The sequence below is a fragment of the Shimazuella kribbensis DSM 45090 genome (assembly GCF_000428065.1).
In the GTDB taxonomy this organism is placed as follows: domain Bacteria; phylum Bacillota; class Bacilli; order Thermoactinomycetales; family Thermoactinomycetaceae; genus Shimazuella; species Shimazuella kribbensis.
The window spans coordinates 307,184-329,752 of record NZ_ATZF01000002.1; the positions used below are offsets into that span (position 1 = coordinate 307,184).

Genomic DNA, 22,569 nt, shown 5'->3' on the forward strand with positions numbered 1-22,569 from the left:
AGAGTGACCATATGATTTCTACTTTAAAAAAGTATTGGATTAGTATGTTAAAGGAACCACGAAATACAGTTCATGAAGCTTTGATAGAAGGGACAAAAGGAACAACCATCCTCTTGATTATCCTTTTTGGAGCAACTCTTTTCATCAGCGCTGCTGTTTCCCGTGATCTGGGAGATACCACTCCTACTTTAGTTATTCTCCTATTATCTTTGATCCTTGGGCCTATTATTGGAGCAATCACATGGGGATTACTTTTCTGTTTGACTTATGTAGGTTCCCGGCTATTTCAAGGGTACGCAACATTGGAAGAAACGCGAAAGGCTATCAGCTGGGCAACGATTGCTTATAGTACAAAGCTGGTTATTTATATCCCCTCCCTTCTCATTTTTCGTGGTGAAATGTTTTCAAGTGAACAACCCATTATCCAAAGCTCAGGATTTGTGACATTCCTATTCCTCCTATTTTTATTGCTTGACATTGCCTTTACTATCTATTTCTTTATTGTGGCCTCCAAAGTAGTCGCTGAAATGAATCGTTTTTCGCCATGGAAAGGATTTGGATCGATTTTCTTAATCATAGGAGCTACATTGTTTCTTCTTTTGAGTATAGGATATGTGATTAACCTATGAAAAAAAGTTGGAAATCAATTCTACGTTCCAAAACAGGAAGTCTCACCATAGAGTATGTCATTTTATTAGGTGTTGGCGCTTTAATAGCTAGCCTATTATTATTTGCCTTACGTGATGATTCTATTGTTCAAACCTTGAAAAATCAGGTAAAAGCCTCGATTATTGGCCAGTTAACGGAACAAAGGGATCAAGTAAATACAAAAAAGGATGATACAAACTCATCTGTCATCAACGATTATTCTTCCCTCTCCACTAATAAGCAATGGAAAGATTCTGATGGTCAACCAATAAATCAATCATCCATAAATAATACTGGAGGCGATGGAGCAGTTTCCAATTGGTTGACATCTACGTGGAAAAATACATCCAATTGGTTTAAAGAACAAGGAAAACAGTATTGGGAAACAGATATAAAAGGAGCATTTCTTGATCCTGTTGGATACATAAGTAACACAATCGGTTGGAAAGACATCAAAGAATCGGCTAGTCAATTGTGGAACAATCCAAATAATTATTTCCATCAAGTATGGGAAAGCAGTGCAACTCTACTCAAACAAGCTGGGAAAGATCCACTAGGAGCTGCCTGGGCTCTCATCTATGATCATCAAACCTTCATGCAAGCAGTTAATGGAAAAGACGAAAAAGGTAAACCACTTACCATTTGGAATCGATTGTTTAAAGTAACTGATTCTCTTCCACTCCCAACAAAGATAACCAAAATCTTCTCATTGGAAGACAAGCTATTTGTTCATAAAAAAGGATGTGCCTGCCCCACTGAATTAGGAGATAAAAAAGAGAGTAACAAACCGAGCAGTGATCCCATACCTAAATCCAAGAAACAAATCCAAGCTGAACTTGATAAGTCACTAGATGAAAAATTAAACGATTTAGGAATCAAAGGAAATAGAAAAGAACGTCTTAATAATGGAGTTGCATCAAATCTTAATCCGAATACAGGAAAAGTTTCCATTGACCCAAATGATCTAACAAATGTGAGTGTAATAAACTCAAAAGGTGAATCCGTTTCTGTAAAATTCAACAAGGAATATTTCGGAAAAGAAAAAGAAGTGACGATTAATGGAAATGGAGAAAAAGAGAAAATTCCAATTACCAATGAAGGATTTCCGGATTTGAAAAAATGGACAGATTATGAACTTGAGCTCGATGAAAAACATTACAAATTAAAAGATAAAGATCAATTCCTCTTATCCAATGTATCCTTATATGATCAAATCCTTCGAGAAGAACTAAAAGGAAACAAGAGTACCAAAACGGAATTGACCAATACGGCTATTGATCTACTCACAAATGGTGGACAATCGAAACTAAAAACAAAATATAAAAGTTATTTAGAAAAAACTGGACTAAAAAAGGAACTGTCCATATCTGAGAAAGAATTAAATGATATTATGAACGGAAAAGGTTCTCAGACTTTGAAAAAGAGATTAGAATCCAATCCAAACTTAATTAATAAGATAGAAAAAGCAAATTTAGATTATGTTAAAAAAGGTGTCGATCCTTTAGGATATACTTGGCATCATCACCAAGACAAAGGTAAAATGCAATTAGTAAAATCAAAAGTACATGGTGCTATTATCCATTTAGGCGGAGCCGAGATCTGGGGTTTAAGTAGGAAAAAGTAAGGAGTGCTTTCATGTTATCTGAGAAAGATAAAACAGGTGTATTAACAGTATTAGGACAAGAAAAAGAAAAAGCGCTATCTTTATTCAAAAAATTAGCAAATACCCAATTTGGGGAAAATACAAAACTTCTCATGTGTGAAGCAGAAAAATTTGATGTAGGATTTGGATTCTCTATAAAACCCTATGCCAATCTCTATGACGAAGTACCGATTATAGATGAGAATGGAAAAGAACAATATATAATGGATGGCTATGGTTCATTTTCTATCGCCTTCGATGAAGCAGTAGATTGGGAAGAATTAGAGTCGTCTGGTGACCCAGATGAATTTTTTGAAGATGTCGAGCCTATTTTTCTCCATTGGTTGCATGAACTTTGGACATCTGTAGGTAATCGAACATTAAAAATACCTTTGTATTTACTTTTTCATGGAGACTACCCAAATTACTACAACATAAATACAGGAAAATATGAACAAGATTAGTTTTTGTAGTCCTATTCGGAAACGGTTTATGTTAGTAAAAGATCCTCGTAGATTATCTAATAAATGAATTACTAATAAAACGCTGTGTTTATAGAAACGGCGTTTTTTCATTAAAACTTATAAGGAATAATTCATGAAAAACTATTTATATAATCAGTTATTGGAATAATAGTCATAGGATAGTACGGACAAAGTAAACATTTGCCAGTCTGGGTAAACCTCTTAGTTCTTTCTTAGAATCTATTTTCCTTGTTGTAATCCTTACTTCATTAAAAGTGAAAAATGTTTTAAAAACCACTCTGTTGCCAACTTCTCAATAACAGATAAGTGGTCTGTAAAACTGTGAATCGCACCTTGAATCAATTCCAACTTAGAGTCTTTCGATAACCATTTCATTCCTTGTCGGCTTAGTTGGTATAAGTCCCATTCTTCCTCATCTCCATCACCATTCAGAATCAATACTGGACATTTTACATTTGTAAGTAATTCCTTTTGGTCTATTAACTCAAAATCCAAAAGCATTTGCTTATCGATGATGACCTTCCTATGCTTTTGATTTTTTGTGATATAGCCTCTTTCCTTTAGTTCTTGTAATTCTTCTTTTGTTAAATGTTTATTCCAATCGTATTTCATTGGACCTGTTAATGCACCTGTCAAAACTATCGTGGCAATCTGATCTGTGTAACATTCTAAGCACACTCTACTACCAAGACTATGACCATAAAGAGCAATATGACTAAACCCTATGGATTTTACAAAGGTAATTGCATCATGTAGATCATCGATCTGTGTGGACATGGTTAATCTTTCATCATCACTTTCCCCGCAGCCACTAAAATCAAAAGCTAAGACACTGTAACCTAACTGCTGAAAAGCATTAGCAAATCTATCAAATCTTCCCCTAGAGGATTTATCCGAAGTAAAACCATGGCACATGATAATAATGTATTCGGGAGATGATGGATAAAAGTTACCTACCAACGTTAGATTTCGGGAATTTTTAAAGGTTACTTTTTGCATGCTTGTTCTCCTTTTTATATCTCATGGATGAATAACTTTCCTAAATGAAGAGAAAAAACAAAAGTTTGTTTACTTGAAAACTAGTAATATCATAACAAAAAAAGAGACTTATAAAATCCCTATAAGTCCCTCTTGATACTATAAATTATGCACTAATTCCTTCTCTTCCCAACCAAAACTATCAAACCATCTATTTTCTTTATAATTTCCAATAGCTCTAGAAATGTAAGGTATCACATTTGACGGCAGATTGTTTAACGGAAAGAACCGCAGATCATCACATTTATGAGGTTCCAAGTTTTGTATTTCCCCACTCCAATCTTTTACAATTGCAAAGAAGTCCACTCTTTCATCTGCCGCTTTGCGATGCATAACACCAACTATTTTTACATTTTCTTCTGCGACTTCTACTCCAGCTTCTTCTTTCACTTCGCGAACAGCAGCTTCTTTGACCGTTTCTCCTCCGTCCAGATGTCCTGCGACTACACTGTAGTTTCCATCTTCATATCCTGTGTTATAACGGCGAAGAAGAAGGATCTCCTCGTTTTTTATAAAAAACAAATGAATGGTTACAGGTGCAGTAAATCGTTCTTTACTCATTACTATCATCTCCAGAATTCTCCTGATTTGTATTGGCTATTTTACCAATAGTTTGTTTATTCTGTCTACTGTTTCGCTGTGAAGTGTAGTGCCACTAGCTCTAACACTCTGTTCTATTTGCTCAGGACGACTTGCTCCAACAATTGCACTTGCTATTGCTGTGTCACGAAGAGTCCATGCTAATACTAATTGAATCAAAGATAGGCCTTCTTGTTCAGCAATAATTTTTAATTCTGCAACAATACGTCTGTTTTTCTCATTAATCATTTTGGGTAAAGACTTTCTTTGGATAGGTGTCTTTTTCCCATTCATATACTTACCAGCTAAAACGCCTTGAGCTAATGGTGAGTATACCATTTGACCAATACCTAATTTATTGCAGATGGGAATGATCTCTGATTCAATATTTCTATTAAACATGTTGTATTTCGCTTGATTTACAATCATACGGTCTAGCAAATACTGGTCTGCTAAAACACATGCTTGCTGTATTTGCTCCGTTGTCCACTCACTTACACCTAGGTATAATACTTTTCCTTGTCTCATCAAATCATTCATTGCTGTTAATGTTTCAAGTACGGGAGTGTCCTCATCAAATCGATGGCAATAATAGATGTCAATGTAATCAACACCTAATCTTTTTAAACTTCTATTGCATTGCTCAACTATGTGTTTCCTAGATAATCCACGATCATTTGCTCCATTACCCATTGGCCAGAACAATTTTGTGCTTAAAACAAATGATTCTCTCGAAAGCTCACTGAGTGCTTTTCCTAAGATACGCTCTGCCTCGCCCCTTTCATATACATTTGCAGTATCAAATGAATTAATACCCAAATCAAACGCCTTAAATATCGTTGAAATGGAATCATTTTCTGATGCATACCCACCAAAGGTGAGCCAGCTACCTAAACTTAATTCACTTACTTTCAAACCAGATAGTCCAACTCTTCGATATTTCATAGAATCCCTCGCTTAAATCAATTCTGGATTATTAATAAGGCTCCACTTCCCTTGATTTTGCAACCAAAGATCAATTGATCTAGATAATCGATCATCCAAACTATCTGTTAATTTTTTGTTGATTAAATCATTTTGGATATCGTTAATTAAATTAGCCATCAATTGCTGCCATTTCGATAAACTATCTTGAATGCGAGATCTCAATTCTTTAATATGTCCTTGTTCTAAAATTAATAAATCTTCTAATTTTTCTCCTCGAAGGAACTTGCGCAAAGAGTTCTCCTCTTGAGATGTTGGTTCAAGTGTGTACACTAGATACTCCAAAAGATACTGACTAATTTCTCTGTGTCTTCTCATATAATCGTAGTACTTTTGTTTTTCAACTGGATTAGCTACCTTGTATAAGCTCTTAATGGTATACATAATCCCAAAGTTACTATCGATCCACATTTGAGAAGCCAAACTTAATTCACCAACTCTATAATCCAGAAAATGAATAGTATATCTCCCCATATTCGTATCAGGATTCCCTTCATTCTGGATGAGAGATACATTTTTCTTTCTTTCCGTGAGCTTTACCATTCTGGAATAGGGTGTGTTGGTTAATACCTCCATCGACGCCAGCATATAAGAAACAATTGAATATACAGGTTGTCCAGTTTTATGTTCATTGATAAAGTCTTCATCATGCAACAGTCGATCATACAATTCTTCATAAGACATATCACCAATATCAACTGGTTTCATTAATGCGTCTGTCCGTTCCAAGAAAGCTAGATTTTCACGAATATCGTCAAATCCCTCCATAAGCTGATCAAACATGATAAAGCCGATTCGCAATTGAATTCCTAATGCACTTAAAAGTCTTAGGGCAATGATATTTTGTTCTGGCCTGGTCCCTTTTCCATAACGTTTCAACTGAGCTTCCGATCCCGATTCTACCCCAATAATAACTCGATCTGTTCCTGCCTGAGCGCAATAATGCCACATTTTTAGCCGTTCCACATTCCACTCTACACTGTTTTTAGGGATATATACGGAATCAGCTCTAGCAGCTAAATCAAAACGAATTTTATCTGGACGTTGTAAGATGCCTTCACAAAATTGTATTACTCGTTCTGCTTCCCTTCCATCCGGCAATTCACCTATGAATTCCTCGTCGGCTAAGTAAATATGAGGCTTGATTCCTAGTTCATTTCCAGAGCGTATTAAATCATCGATTTGTTTCAATAGATTTCTAGAAGATAACGGTCTCCAAGACCTTAACTTATGATCCCTGGGACAGAAAGTACAACGCGAATAATCACATCCTCTACTTGCTTCCAAAGTGAGAGCACCTCTGTATTTGGCTACATCTTTAAGTGTGTCTAATGCTGGTGTTGGGACTTCATTCATATTTACTGTAATAGCTTGATTATGAACGACCTTCCCTGTTTCAGAGTTAAGGTATGATATACCATTGACATCTTTTAATGCTTTTCGCCCACGAATATGAAGTGATAAATCTCGCAGTGCATATTCTCCTTCTTTGTTACAGATTAGTAGTTCAGGATACTTGTTAAAGAATTGCTCTGGATTGAATGAAGGAATCACATTCCCAGCTATGATAAGAGAATCCAACTCTTTCGCTTTTTTTGCAGCAAACAACTTATCCAGTAGCGAAAAAGCAAGTAATTTTTGACCAAAATTAACACTCATGCCAATTAGATCTGGCTGTAGTTCTAATGCTTTCTTCACTATCTCATCGATGGTAATACCCATCTGCATATCCAATATATGAACTTGTGCTACCTGTTGTTTTCTTAAGTACGATGAAAGAGTACCTATACTTAAGTTCAATCTAGGGATAGGAAAGTTATCAATCACACATAAATTAATAAGAAGCATGGTGGGCATTTTCAGAAGTCTTAAGAGTTTATCGTTATAAGCAAAGGTATACCATGGTATAGGCTCATCTATTCCTTGATGCCAATCGGAATTATACCTTTGCAATAATACATTTGAGCGTAAATCTTGAAATGGGGAGAAAACGATTACATTTTTGTCCAATAAAACAATATAACAAGTGATGTTGTCTGTTTCTCCTGAAATGATAATCTCTTGATATCTAATTCCAAGAATTCCTTCAAACCATTCTTTTATCTGTTCTTTTAGCTCACTGGGACTTAACCATATTTGGTTGGCAATACTTTTCACTTTCTTATCAAACAATTCGATTTTGTTTCTTTCTAAATAACTACAAGGCATTTACATTCACTCCTACAGATATCGATATGTTAATCTCTTCTCAAAAAAAGAAGGAAGAAAATTATCCAAAAAGTAGCGTACACAAGGCTGCTGCATAGCAAGGTTTTGTATTTCTTTTTCTAATTCTTCGTGAATCGGATAGAAGTCGTTATTCCCTTTGTTAATTTCTATCTTCGCTTTACAATAAGCATCAATTTGATCAGCCATATCTACAATGTTTATGGAATTCTCGTCTACATCTAGAAAGATTTAGATACTCAGAAACCATTTTTTCAGGTACCATTCTAGTAATTTCGTTGTTAGCTATTCCTTTCAACTTTTGAAAAGATGTCTTTACTGATTCATGTCTTTTTACTGGAGCAATAACATGGGTTAGTATGGCATCTGAAGAATCATGATAAAGTGCTAATGTGATTACTTTCTCAACATTTACATCCTCGTTGTATATGTTTTTTTTAATCAAACATAGAGCATGAGCGATAAGAGAGACAAAATGGCTATGTTGTGCCACATCTTCTGTATGTATGCAATATGATCCGCTCCATCTTGGAGTAAACCTTAAGCGGTATAACAGAGCATAAAGTTGATTTGACATACGCATCACCTACTTTTTAATTCGAAATACAAATTCTTTAAAAACTACAAACTAAGCAATTGCAACAAATAACGCTCTTGTTCTTGAATCTTCCCTAATTCAAATGCAAAAATATAAGTTGTGATAGCAGAATGAAAACGAAGAACATCATTTGCTTTTGCCTTTTTAATAAAGCTAAAAAGTCGCTCCATTTTTACCCGATTCATTGTTTTCATGGTAAGTTTCAAATGCAGATGACCATATTTTAGGAGAACATAGATAGATTCAATAATAGATGATCGCGTTTTGGCTTCTCTTAATCTAGTGATTAAGGGAACATAATGCTCTCCTTCTCCACACAAATAAACGAAATATTCGGCTAATTCTTTAGCCAATTCTAATGTTTCGGTTAGTTCAACATTTGATGTTTTGGATTCATAGATATTCACTCGTCAGCAATCTCCTTCCCCAATTAAGTCAAAGGTGGCATTCAAACAGAACAATGCTTTAAAAACTTTTCCCACGAACCACTATCTTGCCATTGGACAATGTTTTATGAATTTCACTCATGGACAGGGTTAATGTCCCATTGCTTGTTTCCAAACAAACCTTGATCTTTTCTTTTGGCCTTTTACGTTTCATGGATAGTGAGAATGGAATCTTATGCTCTAATGATCTTCCACTTGTATCTAGAGATACATTCTTCTTCATATCAGCTTTCATGATATTCACCTTGTTTCTTTTGTTTTTTGGTTAAGGAAGGCAATAAATCTTTGTTAATCGGATTTATTGTTCTTATTGCTCTTTGGATTTGAGCCTTTCTTTCCATAAATAAAGCTGCCTTTAATTGGCTTCTCTGTACCAAAATCTTCTCTTCGATTTCTTTTTGATACTTAACCAAAGCCAAAGTTATTAAGTTTTTCAGATCATCATCAATTGGTAGAACCTGATTTTCTTTGTTCATCATATACCTTCCCCTCGATTAAAAAGTTGTAGTTCTGGTGAAACACTTTAATAGAAAAAGATAAAACAACTGATTTGTTTTAAATTTAAACGTCAAGAAAAAGAATATTAAAAAAATATATATAGCAAATTCTGATATATTGCTATATATTAGGACTGTAAATGCATGGATATTAATTATTTTTCGATATGCATCTTTTCATTTTTGCTTCATTTAGAGCATTTCTTGTTAAAATCTTAAATATATTATAAAATATTCAGAAAATAATATCAATTTTAATATTATTGCATGTATCTTTAATGGAAAAATTCAAATGGTACGATATGTAGCAAATCAGATCAAAAATTTAAAATTTATTCACCTATCTTTTAAATAACTTCAATTGGAGTGAGTTTAATTGCTTAAATTCATCTACAATCAGGAAAAAATGGGAGAAATTTTTCGTCAAACACGTAAGGATCAGGGGTATCGTCAACGAGAAGTAGCAAAAGCCACTGGCCTTTCAGAAGCAACTGTCAGCAATATAGAAAATGGGAGCCACAAAGCGAAAGAGGATAATATTGTATGTTACGCGGAATTTTTGGGAATAAAAAATGAGCTTTTCGGAATTGTTAGTGAGATAGAACAAAGAGAAAAGCAAGCCAAGATAGATTTGCTTGAGATTGAAGAGATAGTGGTTGCTAACCCCGATAAAGCACTTGAGAGATTGAAGCAATTAAAGCAGTATTATGATATTGATACAAAAAGTACTCTTGCTCCTATTGGACATTATCTTTTTGGAAGGTACTATTTCGAAAAAAAACAATGGAGCCAGTCCCAAAAACATCTTCTTGAATCAATTAAACTTATTGATGAAAAGTTGACTGAACACCCCGAACTAAGACTCTCGAATATCAAATCAGCATGTTACAATGAACTTGGAAGTATTGCACATTTCCTAAATCAATCCCAAGAATCTTTGCAGTATGTCACTGAAGGAATAGAATGTTTTGTTGAAGATGGGAAAAGAAGATATCGTATTTACTTCCTGTTACTTAACAAAGCCATTTACCTTGAAGGTTTAAATCGAAAAGAAGAAGCGTTAAAAGCTCTTGAAGAATTAAAAATCGCAATATCAAAAATAGAAACCACTTCGGAAGTATTCCAAAATGTCAGAACTTCTGTTATCGTAAAAATGTACAGAATGTATGCGGAACTTTTAAATGATTTGGAAATGCCACACAAAGCTCTCGAAGATTGTGAAAGAGGAATAAGGATAGCATGGTTAAATAATGATTTTGATCGAGTTTTTACATTATGGACAACATTAGGCACGATTCATTACAATATAGGGGATTATGAAAACACAGAAAAATTTTACTTTAAAGCGTTGGATATCCGACCAAAAGTAAAAGAAGAATTTCTTTATCCATTTAATTATGTTAATCTTGGAACATTACTGATTCAACAAAATAAATTGCAAGATGCTAAGCAATATATTGAAGATGCCATTGAAATTAGCAGAATATATAAAGATGATCTTGCACTGACTGAATCTTTGATGGCAATGGGAAAATGGTACATTCAGCAAAAACTGTATACAGATGCAATTGATCTGTATAAACAAGCTGAAGAGATTGCCCAACAAAATAGTTTTCATTCAAAAGAATCCGAGATATTAACCAACTTATGTATCTGTTTTGAAGAGATTTCTGATGAAATCGAATTCCAGAAGCATACGGTACAATTATTTCGAATTAGAAAGAAATTAATAGGAAGGAGGGTATAATTATGATGAATCGCGTAGATCCACCAGAAAACTAAAATTTATACCCTTTACAACAAGAGACTCAAGGAAATATCGGGTCTCTTGTTTGTTATTTATGTTACCAAATACATCTCATTCATAACTTTCTATTTTCGTAAAGGATTTTACAAATAAGCCAGCTTCGTTGATGTTTTGTTTCATTCGTCTCGAGCAGCAGATTTGGGGGGATTATTTAAAAGAAGTTGCAATGTGCAGTAAAAAGGATTAAGGAGGTATTTCCTCTCCTTCAAAAAATATTTTCGTTTTATCTTCTGTAAAACAAACCTGATAAAGACTTGCCCAATCAATATCTGGTCCATCCCATAAATACTTTAAATTTCCTCCTCGGAAATAGTTAATCAGCACCTTAATCATGGAATGGGATACAAGCAATTGTTCTGTCCAGCATGCTGCTTTAAAATTTTATCAATAAAAGATGCTAATCTCCTTTGCATATCATGAAAAGTTTCTCCTTTTGTTTCCTTTGCTTCAAAATGTTCTGGGTGTTCATTCATGAGTAGTAATTCTTCAGGGAATAAATCTAGAATTTCACTCCACTTTCTACCTTCCCAACTTGCAAAATCCATTTCCATGAGATGATCTGATCACTTCCATTTCTCGATCTTTTCTCAAATGAAGCGCAGTAGAAAAAGCACGATTACTTGAACTAGAATAAATGGAATCAAAGGAGATGTTTTGTAATCGCTTTGCTAATTGCTGAGCCTGCTCCAAACCAGCATCGTCAACAGGGTTAATTCCCAAAATATTGTAATTGGAGTTGTTCCGATGAAAAAAGTATTGCTGTGTTATCTTCCTTAGCAGTAGCCGCTTGCGCAATGTTACCAGCTTCAGCATTAGCAGCGCCTCAACACCAACAGAAGAAACTTTCTTGTGTTACCTTGTATGAGCACATTCATTTCAAAGGCCGCTCTATTAAGTTCTGCTCCAATGATAAAACCTTAGTAAACAACAATTGGAATGATCTCGCCTCATCTGCTAAGGTTTCAAAAGGTGACGGAGTCGTGTTATATGAGCACATCAACTACGAAGGGCATAAATTGAAATTGAAGCCTGGTAAATACTCCGATTTCACAAAGAAAAAGCTAAGCAAGAATAGATCATGGAACAATGTAGTTTCCTCGCTCCGTATAAAATAGATAGTAATATAGAAAACCACATGATCCTAAATATATAGAGGTCATGTGGTTCTTTTATGACAAAACCATTTCCATTTATTGGTCAAATTCACTTCGTTACACGGTTGCTGGTTTTGCTCCTATATCGAAATCGAAGCTCTTGGAATCGTTAATTATGCAACGAACTCAGATTAATAGAAACTATTCAGCATAAATGTAACCCCACACTTTTACATGTGGATGTGAGGTTTGAATTCTATTCGCCATTTTTCTTATCACTTTTTATGGAGGAGACTAGGGACATTTACTCTTGCCATCTCCACTCGTGCTGTCCCACCATATAAATTTTCTATAGTAGCATTTGCAGTAGCGATATACAAATCACGACCATCTTCCCCGCCCAATGTACAAGAAACTACTATATGTCCTTCCGTAGCAGTCTTAACAATATCTGTTGTAATGCCTTCTTGTGTAATACGACGAACTTCACTCCGGTAAGGCATCGTAACCCATATGGCTCCTTCTGCATCTAAAACAAGCCCATCCATTATATCCAGTTCTTCTTCAAATTGAACAATGACTCTACGATTAGATAATGTACCATCTTCCTTTACATCAAAAGCATTCAATCTTAATCCAAAGAGTTCTGATACAATTAATGTCTCGCCATCTGCAGTAAGTTGTATACCATTAGGAAAGATCAAATCCTCTTTATCTACCTCTACTGTGCCATCTGGATGTACAATGATCAGGTGAGAAGGAATAGGTGGGCCACCTGCAAAAAGATCATAACCAAATTGACTTATATAAGCCCTTCCTTCTGGGCTTACCCACATATCATTTGCTTCATATGCTTTATCCTGAAAACTAGCCACTATTTCGGTACTGCCATCCGCTTTGATCCGACGTAACGTACAATCATCCATTCCAACTACCAATGGATCACCATGAAGTGGAAAACCTAATCCAGAAGGCTTCACATCCAGGGAAGCTACAATATTCAACTGCTCCCCATCAGGACTCATCCGATAAACTTTCTTAGCGGCAAAATCAGAAAACCATACCTCATTATGGTGCCAACGGAAACCTTCCAAATATCCGAATCCTTCACGAATGATATCTGCTTTTTTAGGCATAGGCATATAAGTCTCCTTAAAATTTTATTTTTTATAAACAATAATAATCATTATACAATAAAATAGAATAATCCAAGCTATGAAAACAGGTATTTTCTGATTGTATTTAATTGGCCCAGTGATAGGGTTACTGCTCTAGTCCGCCAGATAAACCCCAGTATATGGTTGCGTTGCCTTTCAGTCGCCAGATACTGTTTTCTATGCCTAATAGCTTCGTCATATTTCCGTACCCCTCCTAATGAAAATATCACCTGTGTGCATTTTTCAACTCCAAAATTAAATTTACATTGAACAAAAAAAGTAGGTTAGATACCTTTACAACCTTAAAATCTACCACATAAGATATATAGCTACTGATACTCCAATGATAGGAAGTGATTCGATGCTAATTTTCTTATTTGTAATTGCCCTTAAATTCATTTTACCTCGTATCGGATTTGGCAAAGGTTTCATTTAATTGATGTTATGTTGATATGCTAGTCTGTCATGAACGGAAACCATTTACATTATCTCTCACACTATAAAATGTTCTCTCATATAGAGGACATTTTGCTATTTCCTCAGTAGTCTACTTTTACAATCGCCATAATCTCAAAAATATTCCACCTCAATTGGCGGCTTTTCATCATCAAGCTCCGAAATATCTTCTAACGCCATGAAAGCAAAGTTTTTTTCTTACTGTTCTACATACTCAGATCATTGCAGCAACATCTACTTGCAAAATATCTAATATACACCATTATGAGTGTGTTTTATTCATACGGTTAGTACGTTATTCGATATATGCTTTGACTTGATCAAGAAGATCCACCAGCAATCCCCTCTTCTAAATGGTTCGCTTCTTGAGTTTATCCAATTGATCGATCCATTTCTTTAGTTTGTAAGACTTCGCACGTCGGAACCAAAGTCCATCTGCATTTGGATTCTTATCTTTACTAAAGTTGTACTGTGGATTGTAGTACAATCTTCGAGCATACACCGTGTTCCAAATGACTTTCCCACTACCAAAAACGGTATTGCGTATGCCTGATTGAATCAAGTTCCCTATATCTTGGGGAGCATAGTAGTTACTATCTTTCAACACCTCTTGATCCAACAATACCTGCCCCTCTTTGCCTAACTTTCGAAACTTAGGTGGGATCTTGCCTAAATCCAAGCGAATCCTCATTTCAACTCCACCTCGATATGATGGACCACAACATCATCTGTCCAAAATTCATTCACACGATTGACTTCATATCTTCTTCCGTTAAACGTAATACGAGATCGTTCTGCAGGTCGGAGAAAAGGAATGGAACAATCACAACAGAAGGGTGAAGCAAGATCATACGAATTTGTTTTGCACCTACTGCTGAAACAGCTCCGCTCGTGAAATCATATGCAGACTTCATACGAACAGAAGGAACCGTGATAATTTCCACTTCATCTAAGCGAGAAACGATCTGATTCAGAGATCGTGTCCTTGGCATATCTACATTGATCTCACGAGTAATTCCTGTTGCTTCTTTCAACAACTTTCGTAGAGCAGGTGTAAGATACAATACACGCCCTTCTTCTGGCACTTCTGCATCATCCATTTGTTCCATGTAGGTATCGAATGTAGCAAGAATGTTAGCAGACGTAATGGCAGTAGTATCCGTAGTGCCACCAAGAGCAGTGAACTCTGCTAACAGTTTGGATGCCATGTACTTATCCATTTCGGGAATCTTTTCTTTGGTATTGAACACAATGATCACCACACGCTGTTCCTCTGAAACAGATGCACCTTTGAGAAGCTTTGTTTTCTCTCTGATGTGCTCTGTTTTTGCCCTGATCCTATCCAAACTCGCAACCACATCGAATCGTTTCATCAAGCTATCTATGGCTTTTATCCGTTGATTAATATCTGCCTCTTTGGTCTCTTTCTTGCCAGTTGCAGTTACCATGGTTTCTGTTACTTCACCACGAGCAATACTTGTTAGTAACTCCAATGCTTCGTCTGCGTCCATAATGCGTTTATCTACTTTTGATTTCATGCCTTCTTCTATATACATTTTAATACTAAGCTTTTCTAAGTTTTGACTACCTTGTACATTCGGTTTTTTGTATCCTGCACGTTTAGCAGCTTCAGTTGCATTTCCTGTTTCAGTGTAATAATCACAAAATGCCTGCTGTTAGGGAGTTAGTTTCACATCATTTCACCCAACCTCCAGAGTATAAAAATACCACTCCAAATGAGTGGCGATTACTTTGTATTAAATATTTTTGCTTTCTCGGGATGGAATTCTTCTTCCGTTAAAACCTCTGGATTCTTCAACTATCCAAGCTCTTTTAATTTCCGTATAACAGTCTCTGTTCTGTCCTCGTCTTTTAGTGGTCAGTCTTTTGACTCTAACCGAGTAAGAAACATACGAAGAACAGTTCTATCTACACGTTTGATTTTAGCCTTTTCCTCACCAGCGTAAACAACAATTTCCCCCGTCGTTATTCTTGGAATTTCCTCAATATAAGATACTTCTTCATGTAGAAAATATTTAACCTTGAGTGAGAAAATCCCCTTATTGATAAAAATCAAACGTTTATCCGTTACCACTAATATTCCGTTCCCACCTACCAAATTTTTTGGGATTTCGTCTTCCCATAAGATACTTGGTAGCTCTTTCACTTCTTTTCTTCCAAGAAACCTGCTGCCAATGCTAGTTTTCAGAAGTCTTTTGATCTCTTCGTAAGTCAACCTGATGCCCTCCTGTTTATGTATACTCCCAATATATCATAGGCAACTGATTTCCGTTACAAGTAATAACCTAATTAAAAGGGTATTATTTCATGACGACATTTCATAAAAGACTTTGCCTTCTCTTTCATAAACAACAATCAACAATAGTTAATTTAGGGATCATCCACATAAGACCAATCTACATCTAGTAGTTTAGAAAAAGGTATCTTCTTTATATGACTTCATTACTGAGCTTGAAATATTTATTTTACTTCATACTGGTAATATCTTCAGGAAAAATAAACAACAAGAGCGACTAGGCTTCTTTGAGTAGCTATAAATTAGTTTCCTTTTTATTTATCAGTTGCTGAGCCTCAGGATCAATAATAACTTCCCCTAGCTCCTCAAAAGCCTGAATGAACGTTTTTTCTTCATCCGTTCGTTCTTCTTTGGAATGGAGTTGATCTGCTAGGGAAGCAGATGCTACGAGAAATTGTTGCAATGATTCTCCTAATATTTCTGTTGCTTTTTTATACTTATACTTAATTCAAAAAGCAGAGGCTTATTATGGATTGGGAGTTGTTGATGCTTCTGTTTGCTATGCACAAGGTGCTTTTCAACTTGCAAACTCCATTGGCTCTAGTAAGATAATAAGTAAAGTGAAAGATCTACACCGAAAATTGTTACAATCCCCTTGGAGAAAGGATCAGTATGTTACTGATTTAAGCGACATACTCACTGGTGAAAAATGAAAACAATCCTTCTTACAGCAAGCTCAAGCGTCTTATTGTTGATCCTATGGCTGATCTTCTACATTAAGGGAAAACGGTTTGCACTGAGGAATCGGTTACATAAAGCTGATGCAATCGTTGTACTCGCAGGTACGCGGGGAAATATCAAATTTTTAGACAGTAAAATTCAGACAGCTATCTCTTTGTACCACAGAGAGTGGGCTCCTTACATCGTTTGTAGCGGCAGATTTAGTGCGAAAGTAGCAGATTCTGGAGAACCTAACCTTATCCCTTTAGAGGATCTTCAAGATGCTGCTAGAAATGGACGGATTCAGGAAAAAGATATTGCGAAGGCAGCTGAAACATGGGATGTAAATCTTGGTGCCAACTATTTACGAAATAAAGCTTTGGCTATGGGGGTTCCTGCGGACTCGATTCTAGTGGAAGATCAATCATTGCATACTCGTGAAAACGCGGAATATGTGCTTAATCTGCTAAAGGAACATAATTTCACTCACATCATCTTAGTGACCTCTCCATTCCATCAACTACGCACCTATCTTACATTCAAGAAGGTTTATGATTTACATGGCATAAAGATCACGAATTTCTCTGATACAAATGGATGGCATCCAGCCACTTGGTTTCTATCGAGTAAAAATCGTCACATTGTTCAGGGTGAAATCGAACGAATTAAACTGTATAGAGCGAAAGGCGATCTTTAGCTCTATACGAATTAATTATGAGATGTCCTAAAGAAAATCGTGTAGCTGGGGATCAGAAGAAATTTAACCAAATGAATATCGAATTTTTCGAAGTTCACAAGAAAATAGAGGAAAGTAACGAATGAAAGATCTATGAAGTTGCAGGTCCATCTTTCACCGCCTATTAAAACTTCATAACTTTTAAATTCATAAAAAATGACCTTAACCATTATTTATGATCAGGGTTGTAATTCAAGGTTACAAAGGGGAGATTCCCTCTCCTTCAAAAAATATTTTCGTCTTATTTTCTGTAAAACAAACTTGATAAAGACTTGCCCAATGAATATCTGGTCCATCCCATAAATACTTTAAATTTCCTCCTCGGAGATAGTTAATCAGCACCTTAATCGTAATGGAATGAGATACAAGTAAAATGTTTTGTCCAGCATGCTGCTTTAAAATCTTATCAATAAAAGATGCTAATCTGCTTTGCATATCATGAAAAGTTTCTCCTTTTGTTTTCTTTGCCTCAAAATGTTCTGGGTGTTCATTCATAAGTAGTAATTCTTCAGGGAATAAATCTTGAATTTCACTCCACTTTCTACCTTCCCAACATGCAAAATCCATTTCCATGAGATTATCTGATTTGTTTACTTCTATTTCTCGATCTTTTCTCAAATGGAGTGCAGTAGAAAATGCACGGTTACTTGAACTAGAATAAATGGAATCAAAGGTAATATTTTGTAATCGTATTGCCAATTGCTGAGCCTGCTCCACACCATCATCTGTCAACGGAGAATCTAGTCTTCCTTGTAAACGTCCTTCTAAATTCCATTTTGTTTGTCCATGTCTTACGATATAAATAGTGGTATCCAATAAAATCATACCTTTCTTAAGAATGCATAATAGGTCAATAAATATATCGAAAATTGATAGTTACAAGTACCTATTATAACAGTAAGGGGAGATCTTCTCTTTTCAAATCCATTCTTGATGAATTGATAATAAAATGGAATATGAAGGAAATGCACAATAAGATTTCATTCCCCTTTATAGTCAAAGGAGATTTAAAATGAATAAAGAGCTTTATTTTACCTACAAATGGAAATACGAAAAAGAAGATCTAAAATTTTGTCCACGTTGCGGTCACCATTTCTCTCTAGAAGACATACATATTCCCAACCAGCCTCAACTCATTTGTCATCATTGTCAATTTATCTTTTACTTAGATCCAAAGCTGGCAGTTGTAGCAGTTGTTCTGAATAGAAAAAAAGACAAAGTACTACTTCTTCAGAGAAACGAAGAACCTGGGAAAGGCTTATGGGCGTTTCCAGGAGGACATGTGGAACGTGGGGATGATCTATTCGAGACAATAAAAAAGGAAGTGAAAGAAGAAACAGGTCTTTCTGTAGAAGTAAAAGAAATTGTTGATACATTCTCTTCTCCTAAAGATGGATTGATACAATTGACCTACGAAGCCATTGCTAATAGCGAAGAAGTCGTGGTTAATATTGAAAGTACGAAAGGTCGTTTTTTCTATTTTGATGAAATTCCTTGGAATAACCTTGCATTCTCTTCCACTGAAAAGCTATTACGCGTATGTATAGATAAGAATAAATAGTAGATGATATCAAACGATAATTGTTCACATCTTTAAGGCAATTACTCCAAAATAGGAGAAACTGCCTTATTTGTTTTATAAAAATAATTTCCTCCATGTTTGAGGTCCTACAATACCATCGACCAATAGCCCTTCACTCTTCTGGAAAGTTTCAACAGCCTCTTTGGTCTTTGATCCAAAAACTCCATCCACAGCAAGCCCACCTAAGAGGCAAACCAATTTTTAAACGCTGTACAAGGGAGGAGATTTTTTATTGCTTATATCCTTGCAATATATACTGGGATGAGAAAAGGAGAAATACTTGGACTCAAATGGAAAAATTGCGATCTTGAAAACGCAAGATTAAGCGTGAGTTAAACATTATTCAAAGTGAAAGAAGGCCTTGTATTTCAGGAGCCGAAAACAAAAGGATCGAAACGCACCATTTCATTGCCTAGCTTTGCTGTTCAATGTTTTAAGAAACATAAAGCACTTCAAAATGAATTGAAACTAAAATCCGGAGATGCATATGAGGATACTGATCTGGTTGTTGCAAGTGGTTTAGGAAGACCAATTGATCCTGCTGATATCAATCGTGATATGAAATATGTGATCAAAAAGAATAATCTTCCTCCTATTTCTTTTCATGATTTGAGACATACTCATGCCACAACTTTGCTATTACTTGGTGAAAATCCAAAAGTCGTTTCTGAACGATTGGGACATGCCAATGTAGGGATCACACTAGATACCTATAGCCATGTACTCCCTGATATGCAAAAAGATCTTGCTAAAAATTTTGATCAGGCTATGAAAAAATTAGAGTCAAAAAAAGAGGGTTTTAAGAGCGTGTAAATCTAATGTGGTCAAATGAGAATTTAAACAAAAACGAAAAGCCAAAACCCCTTATATATCAAGGAAAATTGGCTCTCATTTAGTGAGTGTCGATTATACTTCCATAACGATTAAAATCTATCGCTTTCGATTCAGTTAGTGTCATTTCGTTGATTCTAGTACATATTTTCAACATTGATCGTGTCGGTTAGTGCGACTAATTCCTGATAGTGTTTAGTAGTTTGTTGTCAAAAATGTTAGCAGAAATCAAGGGAAGGTAGGAAAAAAAGAACTCCAGCACTATCACAAGATAAAAAAACTAAAGTATCACTATTTAAATTATATCAAACACCTTTGTGGGTACACACCTGACACTCTTATATGTTAAAGTGTCCCAAGTTCCAAGATCCTTCCCATTTTCCCTTTTTACCTTTTAAATTCCTGTAACTGATATAGCGCAGTCATTTTGTATACTTCCTGCACTTTAATTTTCCTGAACTTCAACAATAATTTCAAGCCACTCCTAATTTGAAGTGGCAGTTTATTAATCCTTTTTACACAAGTACTTCTTCAGGAGATCTTTGAGTAATGTGAAGTGGTGGTGGTACTAACCAACCTTTTTTCTTCATCATCTTTAACATCTTACCTCCGTATTGAGCATCAATCATATGAAATTGACCAAATAACATAGCAATATCTTCACGTGTAGCTTTTCCCATTGCCTGAGAACAAGCCACTAAGCCAGTTGCCAAGGATCTCATTTGATTATGCAACTGTGTTTTTTTGGTAAGAAGGGGATGTGGTACTCTATTGGTTTCTGCTGATTTATTGGTATACTCCACCATTGGACCCTCAGCCCTTATGATTTCGGTACACTCTACATACTGACTGTACGCATCGCAATTTGTGGCCAATGCATCTACATCCACATTGGTCATGAGATCCACTTCTTTCAACTCTTTAACCAAGCTATTCCACTTAGACCTTGCTACTTTATCCAGACAGCTAGGACATTTTATTTTATCTGTTTTGGGTTTAATTTCGTTTTCTAATCACTGGTTTATCTCTGTTTTAGTTAGATGTTTTCTCTTATCTATCAAATGAAGATGTATTGGTTTCGCATTCCTCCCCATTTATCATCATACCTCCTACTTCGTGATAATTTAAGATAATCTAGATCAGGCTAGTAAAAATACATATAAATTACGATAATAAAAGACGCCTACAAAATTAAGATTTGTGGCGTCTTTTTATGTTGAAGTACATTTTTTTCAGCAGGCGGGCGACAATACTGATGTCGCCCACCTGTCTCACTAACTCATAGCGGTGACCGTCGCGATCCCGACGTTATCGCTTCATGTTCTCCTCGATGCTCATCTGGAGCGCCTGCAGGATGGGCTGCGAGAGCTGCGAGAGCTGCGAGAGCTCCCACTTGACCATGTTAAGAAGGTCCCTGTTCTCCCAGATCTCGACGAGGTCGTCGGATCCGGGAGAGATCTGCTGCACCTGCTCACGAGTGAGCGAGAGCAGTCCGTTGACGAGGATGCTCATCGCGAGCGCCTGCAGGATGGGCTGCGAGAGCTGCGAGAGCTCCCACTTGACCATGTTAAGAAGGTCCCTGTTCTCCCAGATCTCGACGAGATCGTCGGATCCGGGAGAGATCTGCTGCACCTGCTCACGAGTGAGCGAGAGCAGTCCGTTGACGAGGTTGTCGTTGGACATGATCGCGGCCAGATCCGACATAACGGTTCCTCCGGTTGTGAGACAATGGTGTTGTGGTAATCCACTTAATTGAATTATACATAAAATTAAATTTCATATCAATTAACATTAGACGAAACTGTATTTATTATTAGGAAACAATCCATCCCTTTTGCATTTTTTCGGGAATTTTGTGTGAAGAAAAGGGGACGGCGGTCTATAGAAATTTTATTTCTAGCGATTCCCCCCTACTCCATTTTTATTTACTTATATTTCTAAATATTCCATCAAACCAAACAGTCTTTCTATTATGACAAGTAGAACACATCGATTGCCAATTGGTAGAATCCCAGAACAGCTCTCGATCTCCTTTATGTGGAGTAATATGATCCACTACCGTAGCTGGTACTACTCTACCATTACGCTCACACTCCACACACAGAGGATGATGACGTAGGTATGTGGTACGTGCTTTCTTCCTCCTGTGTAATAGGCAAACCAATTTTTAAACGTTGTACAAGGCAGGAGATTTTTTATCGCTTATATCCTTGCAATCTATACTGGGATGAGAAAGGGAGAAATACTTGGACTCAAATGGAAAAACTGCGATCTTGAAAACGCAAGATTAAGCGTAAGCCAAACATCATTATCCAAGGTAAAAGAAGGGCTCGTATTTCAGGAACCGAAAACCAAAGGATCGAAACGCACCATTTCATTGCCCAGTTTTGCTGTTCAATGTCTAAAAAAACATAAAGCACTTCAAGATGAACTGAAACTAAAATTCGGGAATGCATATGAGGATAATGATCTAGTTGTTGCAAGTGGTTTAGGAAGACCAATTGATCCCGCTGATATCAATCGTGATATGAAGTATGTGATCAAAAAATATAATCTGCCACCTATTTCTTTTCATGATTTGAGACATACTCATGCCACAACTTTGCTATTACTTGGTGAGAATCCGAAAGTCGTTTCTGAACGATTGGGACATGCAAATGTAGGGATTACATTAGATACGTATAGCCATGTACTCCCTGATATGCAAAAAGATCTTGCTAAAAATTTTGATCAAGCTATGAAAAAATTAGAGTCAAAAAGAGAGGGTTTTAAGAGCGTATAAATCT

General features: G+C 36.0%; 30 protein-coding genes and 1 pseudogene. 10 read left to right on the forward strand and 21 right to left on the reverse strand.

The annotated features are described in order from the left end of the window. Positions 1-11: 11 nt before the first annotated feature. Genes A3GQ_RS0104925 through A3GQ_RS0104935 form a run of 3 tightly spaced genes read left to right on the forward strand, consistent with a single transcriptional unit; the run spans position 12 to position 2,754 of the window. Complete coding sequence (locus A3GQ_RS0104925; protein WP_028776110.1) at positions 12-629, forward strand: YIP1 family protein; 618 nt, start codon at positions 12-14, stop codon at positions 627-629. Continuing rightward, a complete protein-coding gene (locus A3GQ_RS0104930; RefSeq protein WP_028776111.1) occupies positions 626-2,272 on the forward strand; it encodes an HNH endonuclease in 1,647 nt (548 codons plus the stop codon). The genes A3GQ_RS0104925 and A3GQ_RS0104930 overlap by 4 nt, the downstream gene beginning before the upstream one ends. A gap of 11 nt (positions 2,273-2,283) precedes the next feature. Beyond that, positions 2,284-2,754 carry a hypothetical protein gene (locus A3GQ_RS0104935; RefSeq protein WP_028776112.1) on the forward strand — a complete coding sequence of 157 codons (471 nt, stop codon included), beginning with the start codon at positions 2,284-2,286 and terminating at the stop codon, positions 2,752-2,754. Between the two features lie 261 nt (positions 2,755-3,015). On the opposite strand, the gene A3GQ_RS0104940 is transcribed toward A3GQ_RS0104935, so the two are convergent. The 9 genes from A3GQ_RS0104940 to A3GQ_RS0104980 all read right to left on the reverse strand — a co-directional run bounded on the left by A3GQ_RS0104940 (position 3,016) and on the right by A3GQ_RS0104980 (position 9,125). Next, complete coding sequence (locus A3GQ_RS0104940; RefSeq protein ID WP_028776113.1) at positions 3,016-3,774, reverse strand: alpha/beta hydrolase; 759 nt, start codon at positions 3,772-3,774, stop codon at positions 3,016-3,018. 138 nt (positions 3,775-3,912) lie between these two features. Further along, the gene (locus A3GQ_RS0104945) at positions 3,913-4,374 is read right to left on the reverse strand and encodes an NUDIX hydrolase (RefSeq protein ID WP_028776114.1); all 462 of its coding nucleotides are present in this window, start codon (positions 4,372-4,374) and stop codon (positions 3,913-3,915) included. Positions 4,375-4,410: 36 nt separating this feature from the next. Further along, positions 4,411-5,337 carry an aldo/keto reductase family protein gene (locus A3GQ_RS0104950; RefSeq protein WP_028776115.1) on the reverse strand — a complete coding sequence of 309 codons (927 nt, stop codon included), beginning with the start codon at positions 5,335-5,337 and terminating at the stop codon, positions 4,411-4,413. Positions 5,338-5,349: 12 nt separating this feature from the next. Further along, positions 5,350-7,584 (reverse strand): B12-binding domain-containing radical SAM protein, encoded by a 2,235-nt coding sequence (locus A3GQ_RS0104955; RefSeq protein WP_028776116.1) that lies wholly within the window; start codon positions 7,582-7,584, stop codon positions 5,350-5,352. Positions 7,585-7,596: 12 nt separating this feature from the next. Then, positions 7,597-7,791, reverse strand: coding sequence for a YfbR-like 5'-deoxynucleotidase (locus tag A3GQ_RS28465; protein ID WP_028776117.1), 195 nt, complete (start codon positions 7,789-7,791; stop codon positions 7,597-7,599). Continuing rightward, positions 7,784-8,179: a YfbR-like 5'-deoxynucleotidase gene (locus tag A3GQ_RS0104965; RefSeq protein ID WP_028776118.1), complete on the reverse strand. Its 396-nt coding sequence runs from the start codon at positions 8,177-8,179 to the stop codon at positions 7,784-7,786. Before A3GQ_RS0104965 ends, A3GQ_RS28465 begins: the two co-directional genes overlap by 8 nt. Before the next feature lie 44 nt (positions 8,180-8,223). After that, entirely contained in the window at positions 8,224-8,607 is a 384-nt protein-coding gene (locus tag A3GQ_RS0104970) for a hypothetical protein (protein ID WP_028776119.1), read from the reverse strand. A 58-nt stretch (positions 8,608-8,665) separates the two neighbouring features. Then, positions 8,666-8,881: a hypothetical protein gene (locus A3GQ_RS0104975; protein ID WP_028776120.1), complete on the reverse strand. Its 216-nt coding sequence runs from the start codon at positions 8,879-8,881 to the stop codon at positions 8,666-8,668. Then, entirely contained in the window at positions 8,871-9,125 is a 255-nt protein-coding gene (locus tag A3GQ_RS0104980; RefSeq protein WP_028776121.1) for a hypothetical protein, read from the reverse strand. Before A3GQ_RS0104980 ends, A3GQ_RS0104975 begins: the two co-directional genes overlap by 11 nt. 394 nt (positions 9,126-9,519) lie before the next feature. Here A3GQ_RS0104980 and A3GQ_RS0104985 point away from each other — a divergent pair, with 394 nt between their 5' ends. After that, complete coding sequence (locus A3GQ_RS0104985; RefSeq protein WP_028776122.1) at positions 9,520-10,890, forward strand: helix-turn-helix transcriptional regulator; 1,371 nt, start codon at positions 9,520-9,522, stop codon at positions 10,888-10,890. Positions 10,891-11,279: 389 nt separating this feature from the next. Here A3GQ_RS0104985 and A3GQ_RS28470 read toward each other — a convergent pair whose 3' ends face one another. Both A3GQ_RS28470 and A3GQ_RS0105000 read right to left on the reverse strand, forming a co-directional pair. Next, positions 11,280-11,501: a histidine phosphatase family protein gene (locus A3GQ_RS28470; RefSeq protein ID WP_028776123.1), complete on the reverse strand. Its 222-nt coding sequence runs from the start codon at positions 11,499-11,501 to the stop codon at positions 11,280-11,282. Continuing rightward, on the reverse strand, positions 11,470-11,763 hold the full coding sequence (locus A3GQ_RS0105000; protein WP_028776124.1) for a histidine phosphatase family protein: 294 nt from the start codon (positions 11,761-11,763) through the stop codon (positions 11,470-11,472). Before A3GQ_RS0105000 ends, A3GQ_RS28470 begins: the two co-directional genes overlap by 32 nt. On the opposite strand from A3GQ_RS0105000, the gene A3GQ_RS28475 reads away from it, so the two are divergent. Then, positions 11,745-12,065 carry a beta/gamma crystallin family protein gene (locus A3GQ_RS28475; RefSeq protein WP_083964102.1) on the forward strand — a complete coding sequence of 107 codons (321 nt, stop codon included), beginning with the start codon at positions 11,745-11,747 and terminating at the stop codon, positions 12,063-12,065. The genes A3GQ_RS0105000 and A3GQ_RS28475 overlap by 19 nt on opposite strands. A gap of 254 nt (positions 12,066-12,319) precedes the next feature. Here the strand turns inward: A3GQ_RS28475 and A3GQ_RS0105005 are convergent, their stop codons facing one another. The 5 genes and pseudogenes from A3GQ_RS0105005 to A3GQ_RS26670 all read right to left on the reverse strand — a co-directional run bounded on the left by A3GQ_RS0105005 (position 12,320) and on the right by A3GQ_RS26670 (position 16,377). Further along, entirely contained in the window at positions 12,320-13,180 is an 861-nt protein-coding gene (locus A3GQ_RS0105005) for an SMP-30/gluconolactonase/LRE family protein (protein ID WP_169818246.1), read from the reverse strand. 826 nt (positions 13,181-14,006) lie between these two features. Beyond that, positions 14,007-14,348 (reverse strand): minor capsid protein, encoded by a 342-nt coding sequence (locus tag A3GQ_RS0105015; RefSeq protein ID WP_028776126.1) that lies wholly within the window; start codon positions 14,346-14,348, stop codon positions 14,007-14,009. Positions 14,349-14,400: 52 nt separating this feature from the next. Beyond that, positions 14,401-15,321, reverse strand: a pseudogene (locus A3GQ_RS27975) (terminase small subunit); the annotation flags it as partial. Between the two features lie 215 nt (positions 15,322-15,536). Beyond that, positions 15,537-15,893, reverse strand: a complete 357-nt coding sequence (locus tag A3GQ_RS0105030) for a PH domain-containing protein (protein ID WP_028776127.1) — start codon at positions 15,891-15,893, stop codon at positions 15,537-15,539. 316 nt (positions 15,894-16,209) lie between these two features. Then, positions 16,210-16,377 (reverse strand): hypothetical protein, encoded by a 168-nt coding sequence (locus tag A3GQ_RS26670; RefSeq protein WP_156877553.1) that lies wholly within the window; start codon positions 16,375-16,377, stop codon positions 16,210-16,212. Between the two features lie 70 nt (positions 16,378-16,447). Here A3GQ_RS26670 and A3GQ_RS0105040 point away from each other — a divergent pair, with 70 nt between their 5' ends. Then, positions 16,448-16,627 carry a hypothetical protein gene (locus tag A3GQ_RS0105040; RefSeq protein ID WP_028776128.1) on the forward strand — a complete coding sequence of 60 codons (180 nt, stop codon included), beginning with the start codon at positions 16,448-16,450 and terminating at the stop codon, positions 16,625-16,627. After that, on the forward strand, positions 16,624-17,331 hold the full coding sequence (locus tag A3GQ_RS0105045; RefSeq protein ID WP_028776129.1) for a YdcF family protein: 708 nt from the start codon (positions 16,624-16,626) through the stop codon (positions 17,329-17,331). The genes A3GQ_RS0105040 and A3GQ_RS0105045 overlap by 4 nt, the downstream gene beginning before the upstream one ends. Positions 17,332-17,568: 237 nt before the next feature. On the opposite strand, the gene A3GQ_RS0105050 is transcribed toward A3GQ_RS0105045, so the two are convergent. Continuing rightward, a complete protein-coding gene (locus A3GQ_RS0105050) occupies positions 17,569-18,186 on the reverse strand; it encodes a histidine phosphatase family protein (protein ID WP_028776130.1) in 618 nt (205 codons plus the stop codon). Between the two features lie 196 nt (positions 18,187-18,382). On the opposite strand from A3GQ_RS0105050, the gene A3GQ_RS0105055 reads away from it, so the two are divergent. Beyond that, positions 18,383-18,931 (forward strand): NUDIX hydrolase, encoded by a 549-nt coding sequence (locus A3GQ_RS0105055; RefSeq protein ID WP_028776131.1) that lies wholly within the window; start codon positions 18,383-18,385, stop codon positions 18,929-18,931. 75 nt (positions 18,932-19,006) lie between these two features. Here the strand turns inward: A3GQ_RS0105055 and A3GQ_RS26105 are convergent, their stop codons facing one another. Beyond that, the gene (locus A3GQ_RS26105; RefSeq protein ID WP_245596737.1) at positions 19,007-19,123 is read right to left on the reverse strand and encodes a peptidoglycan-binding domain-containing protein; all 117 of its coding nucleotides are present in this window, start codon (positions 19,121-19,123) and stop codon (positions 19,007-19,009) included. 177 nt (positions 19,124-19,300) lie between these two features. On the opposite strand from A3GQ_RS26105, the gene A3GQ_RS23450 reads away from it, so the two are divergent. Continuing rightward, complete coding sequence (locus A3GQ_RS23450) at positions 19,301-19,765, forward strand: site-specific integrase (RefSeq protein WP_051271218.1); 465 nt, start codon at positions 19,301-19,303, stop codon at positions 19,763-19,765. A gap of 533 nt (positions 19,766-20,298) precedes the next feature. Here the strand turns inward: A3GQ_RS23450 and A3GQ_RS23455 are convergent. The 3 genes from A3GQ_RS23455 to A3GQ_RS26110 all read right to left on the reverse strand — a co-directional run bounded on the left by A3GQ_RS23455 (position 20,299) and on the right by A3GQ_RS26110 (position 21,881). After that, a complete protein-coding gene (locus A3GQ_RS23455; RefSeq protein ID WP_156877554.1) occupies positions 20,299-20,784 on the reverse strand; it encodes a phage terminase small subunit P27 family in 486 nt (161 codons plus the stop codon). Positions 20,785-21,091: 307 nt separating this feature from the next. Further along, positions 21,092-21,487, reverse strand: coding sequence for a hypothetical protein (locus A3GQ_RS0105075; RefSeq protein ID WP_028776132.1), 396 nt, complete (start codon positions 21,485-21,487; stop codon positions 21,092-21,094). A gap of 217 nt (positions 21,488-21,704) precedes the next feature. Continuing rightward, positions 21,705-21,881 (reverse strand): HNH endonuclease, encoded by a 177-nt coding sequence (locus A3GQ_RS26110; RefSeq protein ID WP_342664986.1) that lies wholly within the window; start codon positions 21,879-21,881, stop codon positions 21,705-21,707. 117 nt (positions 21,882-21,998) lie between these two features. Between A3GQ_RS26110 and A3GQ_RS23465 the strand changes: the two genes are divergently transcribed. Beyond that, the gene (locus tag A3GQ_RS23465) at positions 21,999-22,565 is read left to right on the forward strand and encodes a site-specific integrase (RefSeq protein ID WP_281170811.1); all 567 of its coding nucleotides are present in this window, start codon (positions 21,999-22,001) and stop codon (positions 22,563-22,565) included. Positions 22,566-22,569 lie beyond the last annotated feature (4 nt).

What these genes read in the sequence shown, in the direction of transcription:
- A3GQ_RS0104925 (WP_028776110.1), top strand. Translation starts at nt 12, where the DNA reads ATGATTTCTACTTTAAAAAAGTATTGGATTAGTATGTTAAAGGAACCA.
- A3GQ_RS0104930 (WP_028776111.1), top strand. Translation starts at nt 626, where the DNA reads ATGAAAAAAAGTTGGAAATCAATTCTACGTTCCAAAACAGGAAGTCTC.
- A3GQ_RS0104935 (WP_028776112.1), top strand. Translation starts at nt 2,284, where the DNA reads ATGTTATCTGAGAAAGATAAAACAGGTGTATTAACAGTATTAGGACAA.
- A3GQ_RS0104940 (WP_028776113.1), bottom strand. Translation starts at nt 3,774, where the DNA reads ATGCAAAAAGTAACCTTTAAAAATTCCCGAAATCTAACGTTGGTAGGT.
- A3GQ_RS0104945 (WP_028776114.1), bottom strand. Translation starts at nt 4,374, where the DNA reads ATGAGTAAAGAACGATTTACTGCACCTGTAACCATTCATTTGTTTTTT.
- A3GQ_RS0104950 (WP_028776115.1), bottom strand. Translation starts at nt 5,337, where the DNA reads ATGAAATATCGAAGAGTTGGACTATCTGGTTTGAAAGTAAGTGAATTA.
- A3GQ_RS0104955 (WP_028776116.1), bottom strand. Translation starts at nt 7,584, where the DNA reads ATGCCTTGTAGTTATTTAGAAAGAAACAAAATCGAATTGTTTGATAAG.
- A3GQ_RS28465 (WP_028776117.1), bottom strand. Translation starts at nt 7,791, where the DNA reads ATGGCTGATCAAATTGATGCTTATTGTAAAGCGAAGATAGAAATTAAC.
- A3GQ_RS0104965 (WP_028776118.1), bottom strand. Translation starts at nt 8,179, where the DNA reads ATGTCAAATCAACTTTATGCTCTGTTATACCGCTTAAGGTTTACTCCA.
- A3GQ_RS0104975 (WP_028776120.1), bottom strand. Translation starts at nt 8,881, where the DNA reads ATGAAAGCTGATATGAAGAAGAATGTATCTCTAGATACAAGTGGAAGA.
- A3GQ_RS0104980 (WP_028776121.1), bottom strand. Translation starts at nt 9,125, where the DNA reads ATGATGAACAAAGAAAATCAGGTTCTACCAATTGATGATGATCTGAAA.
- A3GQ_RS28470 (WP_028776123.1), bottom strand. Translation starts at nt 11,501, where the DNA reads ATGGAAATGGATTTTGCAAGTTGGGAAGGTAGAAAGTGGAGTGAAATT.
- A3GQ_RS28475 (WP_083964102.1), top strand. Translation starts at nt 11,745, where the DNA reads ATGTTACCAGCTTCAGCATTAGCAGCGCCTCAACACCAACAGAAGAAA.
- A3GQ_RS0105000 (WP_028776124.1), bottom strand. Translation starts at nt 11,763, where the DNA reads ATGCTGAAGCTGGTAACATTGCGCAAGCGGCTACTGCTAAGGAAGATA.
- A3GQ_RS0105005 (WP_169818246.1), bottom strand. Translation starts at nt 13,180, where the DNA reads ATGCCTAAAAAAGCAGATATCATTCGTGAAGGATTCGGATATTTGGAA.
- A3GQ_RS0105015 (WP_028776126.1), bottom strand. Translation starts at nt 14,348, where the DNA reads ATGAGGATTCGCTTGGATTTAGGCAAGATCCCACCTAAGTTTCGAAAG.
- A3GQ_RS0105045 (WP_028776129.1), top strand. Translation starts at nt 16,624, where the DNA reads ATGAAAACAATCCTTCTTACAGCAAGCTCAAGCGTCTTATTGTTGATC.
- A3GQ_RS0105055 (WP_028776131.1), top strand. Translation starts at nt 18,383, where the DNA reads ATGAATAAAGAGCTTTATTTTACCTACAAATGGAAATACGAAAAAGAA.
- A3GQ_RS0105075 (WP_028776132.1), bottom strand. Translation starts at nt 21,487, where the DNA reads ATGTCGGATCTGGCCGCGATCATGTCCAACGACAACCTCGTCAACGGA.